The sequence below is a fragment of the Mesorhizobium sp. WSM4845 genome, from assembly GCF_055811455.1.
This window is the reverse complement of sequence record NZ_JBVVQA010000010.1, coordinates 187,635-202,893: the sequence shown is the minus strand read 5'-3', so window position 1 is coordinate 202,893 and position 15,259 is coordinate 187,635. Positions and strand designations below refer to the sequence as shown.

20 protein-coding genes and 1 pseudogene are annotated in these 15,259 nt (G+C 59.8%); 14 read left to right on the top strand and 7 right to left on the bottom strand.

Features of this window, described 5'->3' with window-relative positions; all coding sequences use genetic code 11:
- The first annotated feature begins 671 nt into the window (after positions 1-671).
- The 5 genes and pseudogenes from AC0L2C_RS14690 (at position 672) to AC0L2C_RS14670 (ending at position 4,196) form a co-directional block, all read left to right on the top strand.
- On the top strand, positions 672-1,169 hold the full coding sequence (locus AC0L2C_RS14690; protein ID WP_027153941.1) for a YciE/YciF ferroxidase family protein: 498 nt from the start codon (positions 672-674) through the stop codon (positions 1,167-1,169).
- A gap of 162 nt (positions 1,170-1,331) precedes the next feature.
- Positions 1,332-2,237: pseudogene (locus tag AC0L2C_RS14685) on the top strand (hypothetical protein); the annotation flags it as partial.
- 138 nt (positions 2,238-2,375) lie between these two features.
- Positions 2,376-3,521, top strand: a complete 1,146-nt coding sequence (locus AC0L2C_RS14680) for an extracellular catalytic domain type 1 short-chain-length polyhydroxyalkanoate depolymerase (RefSeq protein WP_473523660.1) — start codon at positions 2,376-2,378, stop codon at positions 3,519-3,521.
- Positions 3,522-3,625: 104 nt separating this feature from the next.
- Positions 3,626-3,871 carry a hypothetical protein gene (locus AC0L2C_RS14675; protein WP_473523652.1) on the top strand — a complete coding sequence of 82 codons (246 nt, stop codon included), beginning with the start codon at positions 3,626-3,628 and terminating at the stop codon, positions 3,869-3,871.
- 70 nt (positions 3,872-3,941) lie between these two features.
- On the top strand, positions 3,942-4,196 hold the full coding sequence (locus AC0L2C_RS14670) for a KTSC domain-containing protein (RefSeq protein ID WP_473523651.1): 255 nt from the start codon (positions 3,942-3,944) through the stop codon (positions 4,194-4,196).
- Here AC0L2C_RS14670 and AC0L2C_RS14665 read toward each other — a convergent pair.
- From AC0L2C_RS14665 to katE, 5 genes are all read right to left on the bottom strand, one after another.
- Entirely contained in the window at positions 4,173-4,811 is a 639-nt protein-coding gene (locus AC0L2C_RS14665; protein WP_128170748.1) for a DUF6766 family protein, read from the bottom strand. The genes AC0L2C_RS14670 and AC0L2C_RS14665 overlap by 24 nt on opposite strands.
- Positions 4,812-4,835: 24 nt before the next feature.
- Entirely contained in the window at positions 4,836-5,444 is a 609-nt protein-coding gene (locus AC0L2C_RS14660) for a cysteine hydrolase family protein (RefSeq protein ID WP_128170747.1), read from the bottom strand.
- A 115-nt stretch (positions 5,445-5,559) separates the two neighbouring features.
- The gene (locus AC0L2C_RS14655; RefSeq protein ID WP_473523650.1) at positions 5,560-5,847 is read right to left on the bottom strand and encodes a DUF6894 family protein; all 288 of its coding nucleotides are present in this window, start codon (positions 5,845-5,847) and stop codon (positions 5,560-5,562) included.
- 21 nt (positions 5,848-5,868) lie between these two features.
- Positions 5,869-6,063, bottom strand: coding sequence for a hypothetical protein (locus AC0L2C_RS14650; protein WP_128170745.1), 195 nt, complete (start codon positions 6,061-6,063; stop codon positions 5,869-5,871).
- 20 nt (positions 6,064-6,083) lie between these two features.
- Positions 6,084-8,195, bottom strand: coding sequence for a catalase (katE, locus tag AC0L2C_RS14645; RefSeq protein WP_287229628.1), 2,112 nt, complete (start codon positions 8,193-8,195; stop codon positions 6,084-6,086).
- Between the two features lie 878 nt (positions 8,196-9,073).
- Here katE and AC0L2C_RS14640 point away from each other — a divergent pair.
- From AC0L2C_RS14640 to AC0L2C_RS14620, 5 genes are all read left to right on the top strand, one after another.
- Entirely contained in the window at positions 9,074-9,316 is a 243-nt protein-coding gene (locus tag AC0L2C_RS14640) for a hypothetical protein (RefSeq protein WP_287066074.1), read from the top strand.
- A 203-nt stretch (positions 9,317-9,519) separates the two neighbouring features.
- A complete protein-coding gene (locus AC0L2C_RS14635; RefSeq protein ID WP_023803165.1) occupies positions 9,520-9,759 on the top strand; it encodes a hypothetical protein in 240 nt (79 codons plus the stop codon).
- A gap of 339 nt (positions 9,760-10,098) precedes the next feature.
- Positions 10,099-10,482, top strand: a complete 384-nt coding sequence (locus tag AC0L2C_RS14630) for a hypothetical protein (RefSeq protein WP_287066073.1) — start codon at positions 10,099-10,101, stop codon at positions 10,480-10,482.
- Positions 10,479-10,844, top strand: coding sequence for a low affinity iron permease family protein (locus tag AC0L2C_RS14625; protein WP_287066071.1), 366 nt, complete (start codon positions 10,479-10,481; stop codon positions 10,842-10,844). Before AC0L2C_RS14630 ends, AC0L2C_RS14625 begins: the two co-directional genes overlap by 4 nt.
- A gap of 373 nt (positions 10,845-11,217) precedes the next feature.
- The gene (locus AC0L2C_RS14620; protein ID WP_473523649.1) at positions 11,218-11,406 is read left to right on the top strand and encodes a hypothetical protein; all 189 of its coding nucleotides are present in this window, start codon (positions 11,218-11,220) and stop codon (positions 11,404-11,406) included.
- Positions 11,407-11,507: 101 nt separating this feature from the next.
- Here AC0L2C_RS14620 and AC0L2C_RS14615 read toward each other — a convergent pair whose 3' ends face one another.
- Entirely contained in the window at positions 11,508-11,759 is a 252-nt protein-coding gene (locus AC0L2C_RS14615; protein ID WP_091591642.1) for a hypothetical protein, read from the bottom strand.
- 87 nt (positions 11,760-11,846) lie between these two features.
- Here AC0L2C_RS14615 and AC0L2C_RS14610 point away from each other — a divergent pair, with 87 nt between their 5' ends.
- The 3 genes from AC0L2C_RS14610 (at position 11,847) to AC0L2C_RS14600 (ending at position 14,369) form a co-directional block, all read left to right on the top strand.
- A complete protein-coding gene (locus tag AC0L2C_RS14610; RefSeq protein ID WP_473523648.1) occupies positions 11,847-13,106 on the top strand; it encodes a DUF982 domain-containing protein in 1,260 nt (419 codons plus the stop codon).
- A gap of 498 nt (positions 13,107-13,604) precedes the next feature.
- Entirely contained in the window at positions 13,605-13,904 is a 300-nt protein-coding gene (locus AC0L2C_RS14605; protein ID WP_023803161.1) for a DUF1236 domain-containing protein, read from the top strand.
- A 231-nt stretch (positions 13,905-14,135) separates the two neighbouring features.
- On the top strand, positions 14,136-14,369 hold the full coding sequence (locus tag AC0L2C_RS14600; RefSeq protein ID WP_023803160.1) for a hypothetical protein: 234 nt from the start codon (positions 14,136-14,138) through the stop codon (positions 14,367-14,369).
- A gap of 106 nt (positions 14,370-14,475) precedes the next feature.
- Here the strand turns inward: AC0L2C_RS14600 and AC0L2C_RS14595 are convergent, their stop codons facing one another.
- Positions 14,476-14,826, bottom strand: a complete 351-nt coding sequence (locus tag AC0L2C_RS14595) for a hypothetical protein (protein WP_473523647.1) — start codon at positions 14,824-14,826, stop codon at positions 14,476-14,478.
- Between the two features lie 176 nt (positions 14,827-15,002).
- On the opposite strand from AC0L2C_RS14595, the gene AC0L2C_RS14590 reads away from it, so the two are divergent.
- Positions 15,003-15,188, top strand: coding sequence for a hypothetical protein (locus AC0L2C_RS14590; protein WP_128170739.1), 186 nt, complete (start codon positions 15,003-15,005; stop codon positions 15,186-15,188).
- The last annotated feature ends 71 nt before the right edge of the window (positions 15,189-15,259 follow it).

Below are 15,259 nucleotides of genomic sequence, written 5' to 3'. Positions count from 1 at the left end.
CGGCTGATTGCGTTTTAACTTTGGCGCGGCCGGCCGGCGGGGATTCTGGGCGTGGGCGGTCGGGAGCTGGTGCCTCTCGCGGTCGCATTCGGGCACGCAGCGGTTGCTGCAACCGACATTCACAACTACCTGTGCGAAAGCGACGGCGAGCGCCCACCGCGCGGTTGACCCGCAGACATCACCGCTGGACGTTGTTCCTTGGTCTTCCCCAGCGCGCCAATTCGAAAAACGACCGGACGTCTATTTCGCCGTGGGCATTGTTGGCCGCCAGGAGCAACCGGATCGGAGGCCAGGCGGTGTCACGATTGCCGGGAGGCATCGTTCTCGCAGAGAATTCTTTTAGGTGGAAGGGTTGGTCTCGCCGCCGGCGACTTTGGCGAGCAGCATCCCCAACGTCAGGCGCGCTCGTTCATGGCTGCGCCGACAAAAATATTCTCAAGAAGCTCGACAGATAGAGACGCCAAGTATCAGAGCATGATGCGATCCCTCGATAGCGAAATGCCTGGCGGAGCGGGAAGTGAATTGAACCAGGGGTCGACCCCACGAAGTCAGAGTGACGTGCAGCGAGACGTCTCAAGGGAACCTTTCCGGCGTTGTGCGCTTGTTGAGCATGCGTTTCACAACCCCGTGAGCGACAACAAAAAACGCTGGGAACCAAAAGGAAATCCGCCATGGCGAAAGAAAAGACATTGGATGATCTCTTCCTCGATACGCTCAAAGATATCTATTACGCGGAAAAGAAGATCCTGAAGGCGCTTCCCAAGATGGCGCGCGCCGCCTCATCGGCCGATCTGAAGGCAGCCTTCGAGAAGCACAAGGACGAAACCGACGGTCATGTCGAGCGCCTGCAGCAGGTTTTCGAGCTCCTTGGCAAGCGAGCACAGGGCAAGACGTGTCCCGCGATCGACGGCATCATCGAGGAGGGCGAGGAGATTATGGAAGAGTTCAAGGGAACTCCCGCACTGGACGCCGGTCTGATCTCTGCTGCCCAGGCTGTCGAGCACTACGAGATCACCCGCTATGGCACGCTGAAGCGCTGGGCCGAGGTTTTGGGCATGAGCGACGCCGCCAAGCTGATCGAACAGACGCTCGGCGAAGAGTCTATGACAGACGAGGCGCTCACCGGATTGGCGGACGCCTCGGCCAACGAAATGGCCAAGGCCGCCTGATCACACACCAGCCACCCCAACTGTTTTGGGGTGGCTGTTTTACTTCCAACATCCGTCTTTCGATAGGAGGCAATCATGGGTCGTGGCATTCTACTCTGGCTGCTCGGAGTTCCTATTCCGATCATCATCCTTCTCGCGCTGTTCATGCGGTAGGAGGAATCCATGGCATCAACCATCCTGGCGACCGACGGCGCCGCGCCGGTCGAGTCCTCGTCATCCGCAGTCAACTGGGGACCGGCGCCTTCGCTGCCTCGACCCTGACGTTCATCCTGATGCTTCTCGGGTCCGGCCTCGGGCTCACGATGGTGTCTCCATGGTCCAACGAAAGCGCCAGCGTCACCACCTTCGCTGTGTCCACTGCGATCTGGCTGGTCATCGTGCAATGGTTGTCATCCGGGCTCGGGGGTTACCTGACCGGGCGCCTTCGCACCAAATGGGTCGGCATTCATACGGACGAGACGTTCTTCCGGGATACCGCGCACGGATTCATGGCCTGGGCGCTGGCGACGCTTCTGGTCGTGTTCGTGCTCGGTTCGGCGCTGTCCGCGGCAATCGGCACCGCCGTCAAGGCGGCCTCGACAGTGGCCTCGGGAGCAGCAATGGGTGCCTCGGCAGGGGCGACCGCAAACGCCGGGAACGACGGAGGCAGCGGCGCGGCGTTGTATTTCGTCGATGCGCTGTTCCGCCCGAACGATCCTTCCAGGGCTGGCGGCGCCGGGCGCGGAGGGCGATGCGACAGCAGCCGCACAAGCCTCCCGCATCCTCATTACGAGTGCGGCGGCCGGCGAAGTCTCGGCCGACGACAAGACTTATCTGGGCCAACTCGTGGCCGCTCGCACTGGCTTGTCGCAAGCGGATGCTACTGCCCGGGTTGATGCGGTGCTTGCTCATGTCGAGGCGGCCAAAGTCCAAGCACAGGAAGCAGCCGACACAGCTAGAAAGGCCGGCGCCAGCTTCGCGCTGGTCGGCGCGCTTTCTCTCATGATCGGTGCGTTCATCGCCAGCGCAGCGGCAGCGTTAGGCGGCAAGCAGCGCGACGACGGAGAAGACGCGCTCCATCTCACTACTCCCGTCCGACCGAGAGGATTGGCCGGACTCCATCTCCCGCCGCGCTCACTTGTTTTTGTGCAACGCAGCAACGATATTGCTGCACGTGCGTTGAACAGATGGCCGTCCATTCCGGGCGTCACAACAGGGACGGCTCCATTGCGAAAAATCTCTGATACCATCGCCCGCCTTGCCGCGCTGCAGGCGCGACATGCCGCACATCCCGCCGACCTCGGTGCGTCAGACCACCTCCGGACGCTGGCCGACTTCGGTACCAATCCTGGCGGGTTGGAAGCGAAGTTCTACATTCCCAATGAACTATCCAAGGGCACCCCGCTCGTCGTCGTGCTGCATGGCTGCACCCAGAACGCGGCCGGCTATGACCATCATTCCGGCTGGTCCCAACTCGCCGACGAGGCTGGCTTCGCGCTGCTCTTTCCCGAACAGCAACGCGGCAACAATCCGAACCTCTGTTTCAACTGGTTCCAGCCTGGCGACACCAAGCGTGGTTCGGGCGAGGCGCTTTCGATTCGCCAGATGATCGAGACGATGGTCGTCACCCACGGTCTCGACCGAAGGCGAATCTTCATCACCGGCCTCTCGGCCGGAGGCGCAATGGCAGCGGCCATGCTGGCGACCTATCCGGAAGTGTTTGCCGGCGGTGCGTTAATTGCCGGCCTGCCCTACGGCAGCGCAACGACAATCCCGGAGGCCTTCGATCGCATGCGCGGCCACGGCGGTCCTTCGGAACAGGATCTGCAACGGGCCCTCCGCGGCGCATCGGATCATCGGGGACCGTGGCCGAGGATTTCGATTTGGCACGGTGCCGCTGACCACACGGTTTCGCCTTCCAACGCGGAAGCGATCGCAGGCCAGTGGCGGGGAGTCCACCGGCTTGAGAAAGCGCCGACGCGTCGGGAAGCTGCCGGACCGCACGCAAAGCAGGTCTGGCGTAACGGGGCGGGAGATGCCTTGATCGAAATCAACATGATCGCCGGGATGGGCCACGGCACGCCGCTCGGCAACGGCCTCGGCGCTCCGGGACCTTATATGCTTGATGTCGGCATCGCCTCCACACGCGAGATCGCGCAGTTTTGGGGGATCGCGGCAACCGAGGATAGCGCCTCCCGGAAATGGAGGCCGCAATTGCCCGCCAGCCAACGGCAACTACCCCAGTCACCGGCGCCAAGTATACAAAATGCGAAGACGAAGCCTCCGCAGCCGACTGCCATCCATCAATCGCGCCAGCCCGGCGTGAAGAAGATCATTGAAGATGCCCTGCGGGCGGCGGGCCTGATGCGCTAGGCGGACGGCGCGCGCGCCAGCCCGCGAAGGTCAAGCGGCTCCGACCAGGCAAGGGAACGCGTCGTTCTTTGGAATCGGTGACCGCTTTTCATTGAGCGGTCGCCATGCACATCGTCCAGATCCTGCTTCCCCGCGCGGACAACACCGGTCGCCCATTTGGCCGGGAAGATTTCGACCGTGTGAAGGAAGACCTGGCCAGCCGTTTCGACGGCGTCACAGCCTACCTGCAGGCGCCCGCAGAAGGTCAGTGGCAGGATGGCGAGCAGTCCAGCACAGATGAAATCGTCATCTTCGAAGTGATGGTGGATGATGTCGATCTGCCGGACTGGCGCAACGGCGCGCCGAGCTAGAACGGCGGTTCCGGTAGGACACGGTGATCGCCCGCTACATCACAATGGCGCTCGTTAGAGCGCCGATATCATGCCATCAACGTCAATCCGCAAGACCGAGTACGATCCGGAGACAAGGGTTCTCTCGGTGTGGTTCGTCGCGAGCGGCACGCGTTATGACTACGAGGCTGTGCCGCCGGAGACCTATGCGGCGTTCCGAAACGCCTTCGTAAAGGGCCGGTTCTTCAACGACCAATTTCGCGACCGTTGCCGACACCGCCCCATTGCCGAAGCAAAGCGAGCGTTGCCTGCACGCGGAGACTCATGCGCCGGTTTCGGAGTTTGACGCGCCGGCTGGCTTTGATTCCGGGGAGCCCTTGTGGCGTAGGAAAATCGACAGCAGGACCAGGACGGCCGTCGACATGAATTCCGACTGCCAGTTCTGAAAGGACTCGAACCATAGCTGGGCGTCGAGAAGATAGTCTCCCAGGGATTGAACCTCGCCGCCGTGCCGAAGCGCCTCCTCGTTCGCGGCCGCCAGGCTCGCCCACCAATGCAAGGCAAATGAGATGATGAACAGCAGGGCCAGCGCCAAGCCCAGCGAGTATGAATAGAGCCACGACAGGATCGGGTTGCGCCTGCGGGTGGCGGTCGGAAGTTCGTCCTCGGGCCGGTTGGGATCATCGGGATCACGAGACTCGGCGGAACCGCGCTGGAACAGCATTGCAGTCAGCATGACATAGGCCGACATCTGCAGGAATTCGCTTTCCCAGTTCTCGAACAGCGCCGAGAGGAAGTCGCCGCTCGCAAGATAGGAGAGCAGCCCAATCGATGCCGAACCGTGGTTCTGAAGCTCTTCATTGTAGGCCGTATGACCCGACCAGATCATGCCAATTACACTGAACAAGAACATCGCCACCAGGGCGATCGTCAGTCCATTGTCCCGGAAAAAGCTTTTCATGGTCGTCTCCCTCGGCAGCTCCGGCTAACGCCAGTTCTCCAGAACCTCTTCGATCAGCACCGCCTCGACTTGCTCGCTGAAGCGAGAGCGGTAGAGCTCCAACAGTGCCTCATGCGTCTGGTCAACCGAACTGCAGATGGCATCGGTCGCAAGGACGACACGAAAACCACGGTCGATGGCGCCGAGGACCGTGGCAAGCACGCAGACGTCGGTTTCGCCGCCGGTGATGACCAGCGTGTCGATCCCTGACCCATTGAGCATCGCGTCGAGCCGGCCTTCAGTCCACGGCGAATAGACATGCTTGTCGAGCGTTCTTGCCGGCGGCACGAACCGCGCCAGAGAAGGCATCAGATCGACGAGGCCGGCATCGATGTTGGCAAGGGTGACCTCGGCCCAACGCTGATAATACCGCGCCCACATGCCCGGTCCTTCGCCAGGCCGAGCGGCCGGAACAAAACGTGTGAACAGCGTTTGCTGCGGATGTCTTGTGGTCAATTCCTCGATGACCGGCAGCACGTTTTGCGCCCACGGCACGGCCCAAGGCCCGCCCGGCGCGAACAGGCGCTGCATGTCAACGCAAAGATGTAGGGAATTCTCACCAAGCGGACCGTGTACCAGGCCTAGGGCGGCCATGATCAGCCGCGGCCGCGGTGGGGTGATGCATAGTCTCTATCTGAGCGCGGGCGTAGCCCGGGAGGTCCCGCCGTAGCCTCGCATCTCTGCCAATCCGCCTTTAGCCGTTGCCGGTTCATGGTCTTGTCAGGCGGGCCGCTTGCGCCTCCTGCACGTCGATGGCGTACAGCAGTTCGCCGTTCTCGTCGCGCAGGCGCACGAGCCAACCTGAAAGATCGTCCGTGCCCGCCTGAAGGTCGACCAGAAGATCGATAGCGCATCGAACCGCTTCCTCCCGCGCAGCCTCTAAACTTGGCATCCTGGAGGGAAGAACCTGACGGCCGCGTCCGCCGATACTCGAAGATATAGAGCCCGCCGTTTTCGTCATTCGCCGCTGTGACGGCGACTTCGTCAAAATTGCCATTGCTTCGGGCATCATAGTCGTTCACAGCCAATCGAAGGTCGCGATCTGGACCAGGACCGCCTTCGCTCGATTGATAGCGGCCTCGTTGTTTCCGCCGTCAACGCGTGCCAGGTCGACGGCAACGCAGTCGCCGCTTTCGCCGCAGAAGATCACGCGCAGGATGGGCTGTCCGGTCGGGGCGGTTGCCTGGGTAACTTCGGTTCGAATGATCTGCATGAGAAACTCCGTCACCATCGCTAGAGTTTGACGGCCATTTCCCGGCTCCAGAGACGCAGCTTGCGGCAGCCCTCGATAAAACCGGTAATCGCCTTGGGATCATCGAGACCAATCATGCCTTCATCGGCTTCCGGATCGACTCCGGCCTTCTGCAGCAGCGGGACGGCGCCCGACGTGAAGCCGATGAATTTGCAATGAGCAAAAGCGTCGGCAACGAAATCGCGCGCGGCGGCCTCGCCCGTCAGGCGCTCCGCTCCTTCCTCGGAGAGGATCAGCGCTACTGCGTCGAACAGGACCGATGGCCCGCCGTCGATCATGTGCTTTGCAGCGATGAGACTTCCATCCGCCGCCTCGACGCCGCCCACCTTGGGCGCTATGACCTCCATCACTGCGCCTTCCTTCTCGATCGCTGCCTGGAGGTTCTTCAGCAGCGCTGCATCGGCGCCGGGACTGACAAGTACACCGACCTTGCGGCCAGCAAAACTGTCAGGCCCGTTCCGGATGATGCTGAGCGCCGGCGATGGTTCGAGATCGTCCCTCGGCGCGACCGCCGCATCCGCGGGCTTGGGCAATTGCTTCATGCCAAGCTTGTCAGCGACAGTTTCGGCCAAGCCTTCATCAATGTTGAGGAGATGCGACACCATGCGCTCGCGGATAACCGTTGTCTCGACCTTGGAGAGCTCGAAGGACAGCGCCATGGCGATATGCTTCTGCTCAGGCGCGGTCTGACTGTTGAAGAACTGTCGCGCCTGGCTGTAGTGGTCGGCGAAGCTCTCTGCGCGCAGACGGACTTTCTGGCCTTCCTCGGCCTCGGCGAACGACCGGAAACCGTGCTGCGGCGATTCCCGCGGGCCTTCGCCGAATGAATTCGGCTGGTAGTTCACGCGGCCGACCGGATTGCGCATCGCCATGAGGCCATCCTGCTGGAAGTGGTGGAACGGGCATTTGGGTGCGTTGATCGGGATATGGGTGAAATTGGGGCTGCCGAGACGCTTCAGTTGCGTGTCCAGGTAGGAGAAGTTTCGACCCTGCAGCAGGGGATCGTTGGAAAAGTCGACGCCCGGCGGTACGTTCTGCGTCATGAACGCGACCTGCTCGGTTTCGGCGAAGAAATTGTCGGGCATACGATCGAGCACCAAGCGGCCGACCGGGACCGGCGCGAGGATTTCTTCCGGAATGATCTTGGTCGGATCCAGAACGTCGAAGTCAAAACTGTCCGCGAAGTCCTGATCGAAGAGCTGGAGGTTGAGCTCCCATTCCGGGAAATCACCAGACTGGATGGCATTCCAGAGGTCGCGTCGATGGAAATCGGGGTCAGCGCCGTTGATCTTGACCGCTTCGTTCCAAACGACCGACTGCATGCCGAGCTTCGGCTTCCAGATGAATTTGACGAAGGTGGATTCGTCCTTCGCATTGACCAGCCGGAACGTGTGAACGCCGAATCCCTGCATGAACCGGAAGGACCGAGGTATCGCCCGATCCGACATGACCCACATCACCATATGCATCGATTCGGGCGTCAGGCTGATGAAGTCCCAGAAATTGTCGTGTGCCGATTGCGCCTGCGGGAAGGCACGATCAGGCTCCGGCTTCACTGAATGAATGACGTCGGGAAACTTGATTGCGTCCTGAATAAAGAAAACTGGGATGTTGTTGCCGACGAGATCCCAATTGCCTTCGTTGGTGTAGAATTTGACGGCGAACCCACGCACGTCCCGCGCCAGGTCGAACGAGCCTTTCGAACCGGCCACCGTGGAGAACCGCACGAAGGCCGGCGTCTTCTCGCCGGCACGCTGGAAGATATCCGCGCGGGTGTAAGCCGCTAGCGATTCATAGGTCTCGAAGAAGCCGTGCGCGCCATAGCCGCGTGCATGCACGACGCGCTCGGGAATGCGCTCGTGATCGAAATGAAAAATCTTCTCACGGAAGTGGAAGTCTTCGATTAGTGACGGTCCGCGCTGGCCAATCCTTAAAGTATTCTGGTCATCGGCCACTGGGCCGCCTTGGGCGGTCGTCAGGATCTCGCTGTCGCCTTCGGCGATCTGGTGAAGCTCGCCTCCGTTCCCCCGCACGAGCTTTTGATCATGGATCGTCGCGGGCTTGCCCGACGACTGTCTGGTTGTCTTGGCCATGCTTGAATTCCTTGAAAGGAGGGGCGGCTTCAGGTCTCCCTCAATGCTGGGACACCCACTTAAGTTCCTGGTGGGTGTCACGTGGCCCGCATTTCGAAGAATAGCACTCGGCTGCCGGAACATCGGGCCCGCGCTCCGCCAGAGGCGCGGGCTTCGTTGTCTGGGGGAACACGATCTCGCGACGATCGTTCGGGTCGCCAACAGAGCGCATACCGTCAGATCGAGGACAGGAATGCGGGAAAGACAAGGGCTTAACCCATCAAGAAAAATACAATAGGCAGGAGCGCACGTCGGATGCTGCAAGGGCATTAACAGACATTGAGCGCGCAGCACGAGATGCAAAGACTGCTCGGCTGCGAGAGCAACGACTTAAGGCTGAAACCGCTCCTCCTGCTGCATTGGTAGCGAAACCGAAGAAAAACCGACAAGGCAACAACTAGTAGTCACCCGGGATGCGGCGGATTTCGTGTTCCGTTGTGAGCGTCCTTTTTAAGCGTTCTCCGACATTGTCAAAGGTAAGCAGGTGGCCGTCGAGCGCAGGAAGGTGCGGGCATGAAGGTCTGCGCCGTTTCCCAAGCCGCCGAAGCCAGAACCCGCTCCAGGGGCCACGCCTGACATTTGCAACGGTGGTCAAGCTGGTGACGACTCGGCATGTCATCGACCTCGTGGCCCGCATGCATGGCTGCACGTATGCCATACACGGCTGCACGTATGCCGAGATGAGAGGACCGTCGCGTCAGTATAGTATCGTGGCAACGCGAGACGCGGCCATGTGCGCCGTGATGGTGCTGAAGGCGAGCTTGCCTAGGGGGCAGATAGGGTGCTGTTCAATCGTGATCCGTCGACGGTGCAACATGCGCTCAGGAAGCGGGGATGCTTTGACCGACCCGCGCGTCCAAGCCCTATGTGATGAGCTCGGCATCAAGATTGTCGACCGGCATCGCTATCCGGAGCCGGGAGAGGCGCGCGCGGTCGAGACGCTGGCTCGCATCATACGCCGGCACGGGGAAGGGCACTTGCGCCTGGTGCTTTCGACCTTGGCCGAGACCGACAACAACGAGGGCCAACTAGACGAGGTTCTATTTTGGGCCACATCCGACATGGTGCGGGCGTGCCCCTGAGATACTCGAGCGCCGCGCCGGCGACTGGCTGACGATGTGGGATGTTCGCCCGCTCGGCGAGCTGCAGTTCATTGCCCAGGATCTGCGCGGCATCGTGCCACTAATATTTGCATTTGTCCGTATGCTATACGAGCGGGTGGTCAAGGCATTTGGCCCGCGAGCATCCAGCCGGATTTGTTCGATGACCGCAGGAGAAATTCGGCATGAGTAACGTCGTATCGCTTCATGGCGACAAGCGCTGGAAAGCTGTTCTCGTCTACGACCACCAGAACGGCCCCATCACGATCGAGCACTTTTTGGAAGAAATTTCCGAGCTCCATAACGTCATTGAACACGGCCCGGACTGGAACACCCTGATTACGTGCACGGTGACAATCAACCGGACGGACGGCGGCGAGGAGCAGAACAGCCAAGAAAAAGAGGCGCGCCATGAACATCGGTGAAATCGCGGAGCGCTTCATCCGCGCGGCCGAGATCGAGCGCGCCAGCCATGAACATGTCGGGCCGGCCGGCCCAGCAGCTGCCCTATGTTCACACATACACCGATAAGCTCGGGTGGTGCAAAGAGGTGGGCGACAAGCTCGACCCCAAGGCAGACCCGCTAGCGTAGGAGCGAAGGGCGTTCTGGAACCGGATCGGCACCCTGCCGTCGGGACAAGAGATCAGCGAGCTCGAGGCGCTGCAACGAATGGCTGCGTTGGCAACGAGAAGGAACGCCGAGCGTCCTCGCCCGGGCCAGATCCAAGGTCGGCGACAAGTCATTCCGCAGCCGGTGATTCAAGGTGGAGGGCATCCACCCGAACACCGGACGGGATAGAAAAAACCGGGCTTTGCAGCAAATCGCGATCATTCTCGCCCGCAGGGCCTCGCAGAATAGCGAAAGCGCCGAAATCAGGCTGTTGCATCATGAAATCAGGGGTGTTTCGGCTACGATCACGGAAGATGCGGGGGAACGGGACCGCCGGAATTCGTGGATCGCCGACGGCGCGTTCGCCAAGATCCTTTCATCGGAACATGACGACTTCTCTTGGGCTGCCAAGCGCAATGAGCGCCGATGCCAGCAAAGAGGCGAGGCGGCGCAATCAAGCTGTGTGATTTGCGCCATTGACGAGCACCCGAAATGCCGCCCCAATCGGGATTACGTGGCTTATTGGGGATTCGCATGAACCGATTTCTCTTTGTGATCGCCGACTTTCTGTCCCGTCCGCCCGGCTTCTATGTGCTGCTCGCCGCGATGATAGCCTGCACTGCGATGGTTCCGTTTGGGCTAACAAACGTAATCACCTATGCGCTTTCTGTAGCTGCGATAGTGATTACCGGGGTCGTACTGATCCAGGGTTACCGCGACACCGCTGCCATCCATGCGAAGCTCGACGAGATCATCGTTGCATTGAAGGAAACGAGGAACAATGTCGTCGGGCTGGAGCACGCCGAGCCTGAGGAGATCAAAGCCCATTTGGCGCGGCTTGAATTGGAAGCAGCGGCGGCTGATCAAGAAGCTAAGCACGAGGGAGTCCGTGGCGCCTAATTACGCCAGCGGCTGCCAAGCACTGGCCGCGGGAAGCGCAGAAGCGGAAGGCCGCATGACCCGAGCTGAGATCAAAGCTGAAGTAGAATGGCTGCTTGAGTACGAAAGCCTTAGCGCGTCAGAGTCCGCAAGCACACCGCTTCGGCTCTGAAGGTATTGAGGGCATCGAGCGGGAGTTCTTTGACCCCGGCGACAGCGGCAACATTTTTGCCCCGGATGCGTCTCGACCATCATAGACGGGCTGTTGGCGCCGCTGATCGGCGCGATGTATGGCCTGCCCGATATTCTGGTCGTCTGATGGCCCGGTTTTTATGACGAGATGCATCAGGAGTTCGCGAGCGAGATGCTCGGCGAGTTCAAGCAGGGGGTTGTCATGCTAACCCGCACGGTCACAGCGCCGCCAGATCCGTCGACGCCATGGATACCGGGCGAGCCAGTGACGACGGTCTATCCACTCGATGCGGTGATGCGCCGCGTGTCTCAGAAATACGTCGACGGCACCCTCACTGTGGCGACCGACAACAGATCACTTTCGCAGTACCCTCGATCGTCCCCGCCATGACCGACACACTCGTCATCGACGGCGTCGAGTTGGTCATGAAGGACCTACGGCCGGTCCCGCCGGCCGGGACCGTCGGTCGCGTATATCGCTTTCGTGGCGGGTTAGCCGCCGAGCGATATCCCAGAAAAGAGCGACGCCAGCGACGACCGCATGTGAGACTTGGCAACAGCGATGTCCCCTTCGAAACCGGAAAAATCGATCTCCATATGATCGAACGTGGACAGTGCCTGCTCTTCCATGTCAGCCAATGCCCGATCTGGGTCATCCGATTGCTCAGCAACCATTGATGCAATTGCCATGAGTGCGATGCGAAGCACCACAAGCTCCGTCGAATGATGGGCCAAGACATCCATACCAGTCTCCTTTTAAGGTCCGGAACGAATGCTCAAACGCCTATCCCCCGTGATCGTTTCGAACAGCTTGTCTCGACCTATGAGCCGATGCTGCGGACCGCGTTTATCGAGGCGATCGACGACATCCGCTCCAACATCGTTCTGCGCCGTGTGGTGGAGCGCTTGGAGCGCGGCGACGTCAACGGCGCCATTGCAGCCATGAATCTCGACGAGGCCGCGTTTCGGCCGCTGGAAGAAGCCATCCGGCAGGCCTACAACGGCGGCGGTGTCGCCACGGTCGAACAGATGCCGGCGCTGCGCGATCCGAGCGGCCTTCAGGTCGTTCTTCGTTGGGATGCGCGCAATCTTACGGCTGAGACCTGGTTGCGCGAGCACTCGGCGCAACTGGTCACCAACATTGTTGCCGATCAACAAGTTGCGATCTGTGCCGCTTTTTCTGAACGCCTTGCCCGTGGGTCCAATCCAACGAGGACCGCATTGGAGGTAGTAGGCCGCGTCAACAGGGTAACTGGCCGCGGAGAAGGTGGGGTGATCGGGCTCACCACACTTCAGAGCGGCTATGTTGCCCGAGCCCGCGATGAACTGCTTTCCGGCGAGCCCGACCAGTTGCGGGCCTATCTGAATCGGAAGCGACGCGACAAACGTTTCGACCGCACGATCACAACTGCGATCCGAGATGGTAAACCAATCCCTACCAACCTGGTGGCGCGGATCATTGGCCGATATTCCGACAGCCTTTTGAAGCTCCGCGCCGACACGATTGGACTGCACGAGACGTTTGCCGCGCTTGGAGCTTCGAAAGACATCGCATTTCAGCAGGCGATCGCCAAGGGCGCGGTGAGGGCGGAATCCATCACGAAGGGCTGGAAACACACGCCGCAGGATCATCCTCGCGTTCAGAGGGTGGTCGATGCCGATAATTCTCGCTTGGACCGGTTCATAGTCATCGTCTTCGTCCGCCATCGTCCCTCCGTATCGGACAGCGGCGCTCGGAATTCACAACGATGCAACCACTGCCTTGTCTTCGCGTTTAGCCGCCTTCAATCCTGGCGAGCGACAAAGATGCCGGCGTTCATTCCGATTACAATTTACCTGAATCACAAGCCGATAGTGGTCGCGTCGATACCCGAAGCTGCGAAAGCGCTTCAGCAACCATGGCCATTCATGGACAAGCCATCCCGACTTGAAGCAATTCGAATGATCGAGGAATGCCTGGCTGGACACTGCACCCAACAAGCCGCGTTCGATGCCTTCAAGGCGGCCGCAAGTGAACAGGGGCTTCTTAAGCGAAAGCCTCCAAGCATAGGCCTCAGGAAATTCGACGGGGTTGCCGAAGACCTGCTGTGAGGTGATGCTGCCTCGCGACCTTAAACCGCTGACAGGCCTCCTGAGCGGACTTGGTCAGCCGCACGGACCACCCGCCAAATCGAGGAATGGCGGGTGGTCCTTTATCAGCGCAGGAAGGGACTTAGCTGCGCAGATCTCAGTTCGTCGCTCCGTCCAATCGTCAAGTCCGGTCGTTCCTAGAACGATCCCTAACTAACGATTATTCCAATCGCAAGGAATGTGATCGAAACTGTGAAGACCGGAGCGAGTAACCAGCGAGCTTGGTGGACACTATTTTCCATGGGCTCCTTCCCGCGAACTTGCAGGGATCAACGACTATGCGCAGCGGCGGTTCCGGGTGGCGCTATGTCCGGCCTATTATGCCAAAACAGGCGAGACCTAGGTCCTGTCGTGCATCAGCCTGAGGGACTTTTGGGGAACAAATGCAGCTGGCTGGGGTTTGTTAAGTCTGGCGCGAAGACGCGTTCAGCGGAACAGAGCTACACAAAGGAGGCACCTATGAGAATGCATCTTTCCACTGCAGCCGCGGGATTTCTGCTGCTGGCGGGCCTCGGTGCCGCTGCCGCTCAGGACGTAGTCATCGAGCCTGAACAGGAGACGGTCATTAGGGAATACGTGAAAAAGCAGCCGCTCGCATCGGTGAAAATCCCTGGAGTGGAGCTCAATATCGGCTCAACCCTGCCCGAGACTGTCGAACTTCATGAAGTCCCCAACACCAAATACCGCACCGTTGTCGTCGACAACCGGACCGTTGTCGTTGACCCAGGCACACGCAAGATCATCAAGATCATCGAATGACGTAAGCGACTGGGAAGACCGCCCGCCGTGCCGAAAGGGTGCGGCGGGCTTTTCTCTTTTCTGGAGGAACGCGATCTGGGGACAATGGTTCGGGTTGCCAACAAGGCGCCGTATCGCCGGATGAGGACAAGCCCGTGCCTTCGTTGTTGGTCCGATTGCCCCAGCGCTACGATACAGAGAAGACACCTTTAGATAAGACTAAGCCAGCAGGCCATTATTGAGGATGCTCTTATGAACCCGACCGAATTGCAGGCGATTAGCGATACGCTGATGCGGGTAGTGACGCCAGAGATGACACCAAAACAGCTCCTAAAGGCTGCAAAAAAGGAGCATCCGGACGCGTCAAAAAAGGACATCGCTCGCGCTGCGTTCTTCTCGATCATTGCGAACGCTGACCAAGCCATTGGCAAATCGAGGAACTTGCAGGCTTTTGCGTTGGCAGAGCGGACACAACAATCTGATTAAGATTGATGGTCGACATGCGTGGCCCTGTTGGTCAAAATTTAACGCTTGGTACCCGGAGTGCTTTCGTCCGAAAGCGACCAGAAGCCGACATTTACTGTTCTGCCTCCTATAACCCTGCGAGGGCATGGGCAGAAGCCGAGACGGCGAAGACTGTCGAGATCAGCTTGGATTGCCAATGCCGCATATCGAACAGCGCGAACTGTGCAGCCAAGCGAATGGCCCAGAAAGCGGCTCCGAAAAACAGAAGTGGCGGCCAAATTAGCCCCCGGTACCAAAGCCAAAGCAATGTTGCGCCGTAAGACACACAGGTGAACGTCAGCATGACATTCAGAGTTTGAGTGATTGCTGCGTTTAGGGTGCCCGAACCCTTCAGCCGGGCCGGCCATCCGAAAAGCCGCCAAAATCCTAGATGGAAGGCGGCGAAGGCAAGATCGAGCACAGCAGCGAGCATCAGCATGCGGAAACAATACCGCTAGAAACGTCCGCTCTCCACCCCGACACAGGGACACTCTGGCAATCGCCGGTATGGGTACCAAGCGTTGGATTTTGACCACTAGGTCCCAAACATTCCCCCTAACGGAACCATTCCGTGACCTGCGAGTTGCGGCTCGGGCGGGGTTGGGACATGCAGACATGGCAAAGCGTGACGCAGCGGGCCATAAGACCCTTGCCGATGCCGTTCGCGAATTGATCGGCACCGAAGACAATCGTCGTAACGTACATAAGCTGCTTGGGCTGGAGGTCGAACCAGAACTGCCGCCAACTCTAGCTTCATTGCTTGAGGCGATTGGTAAGGCTGGTCGGGACGAAACCCCCTAGCTGCATGGGTCATCCGGCCGACCTTTAAATTGCCGTGCTGGGAACCAACGGGGCCACAATTCCGCGCCGAA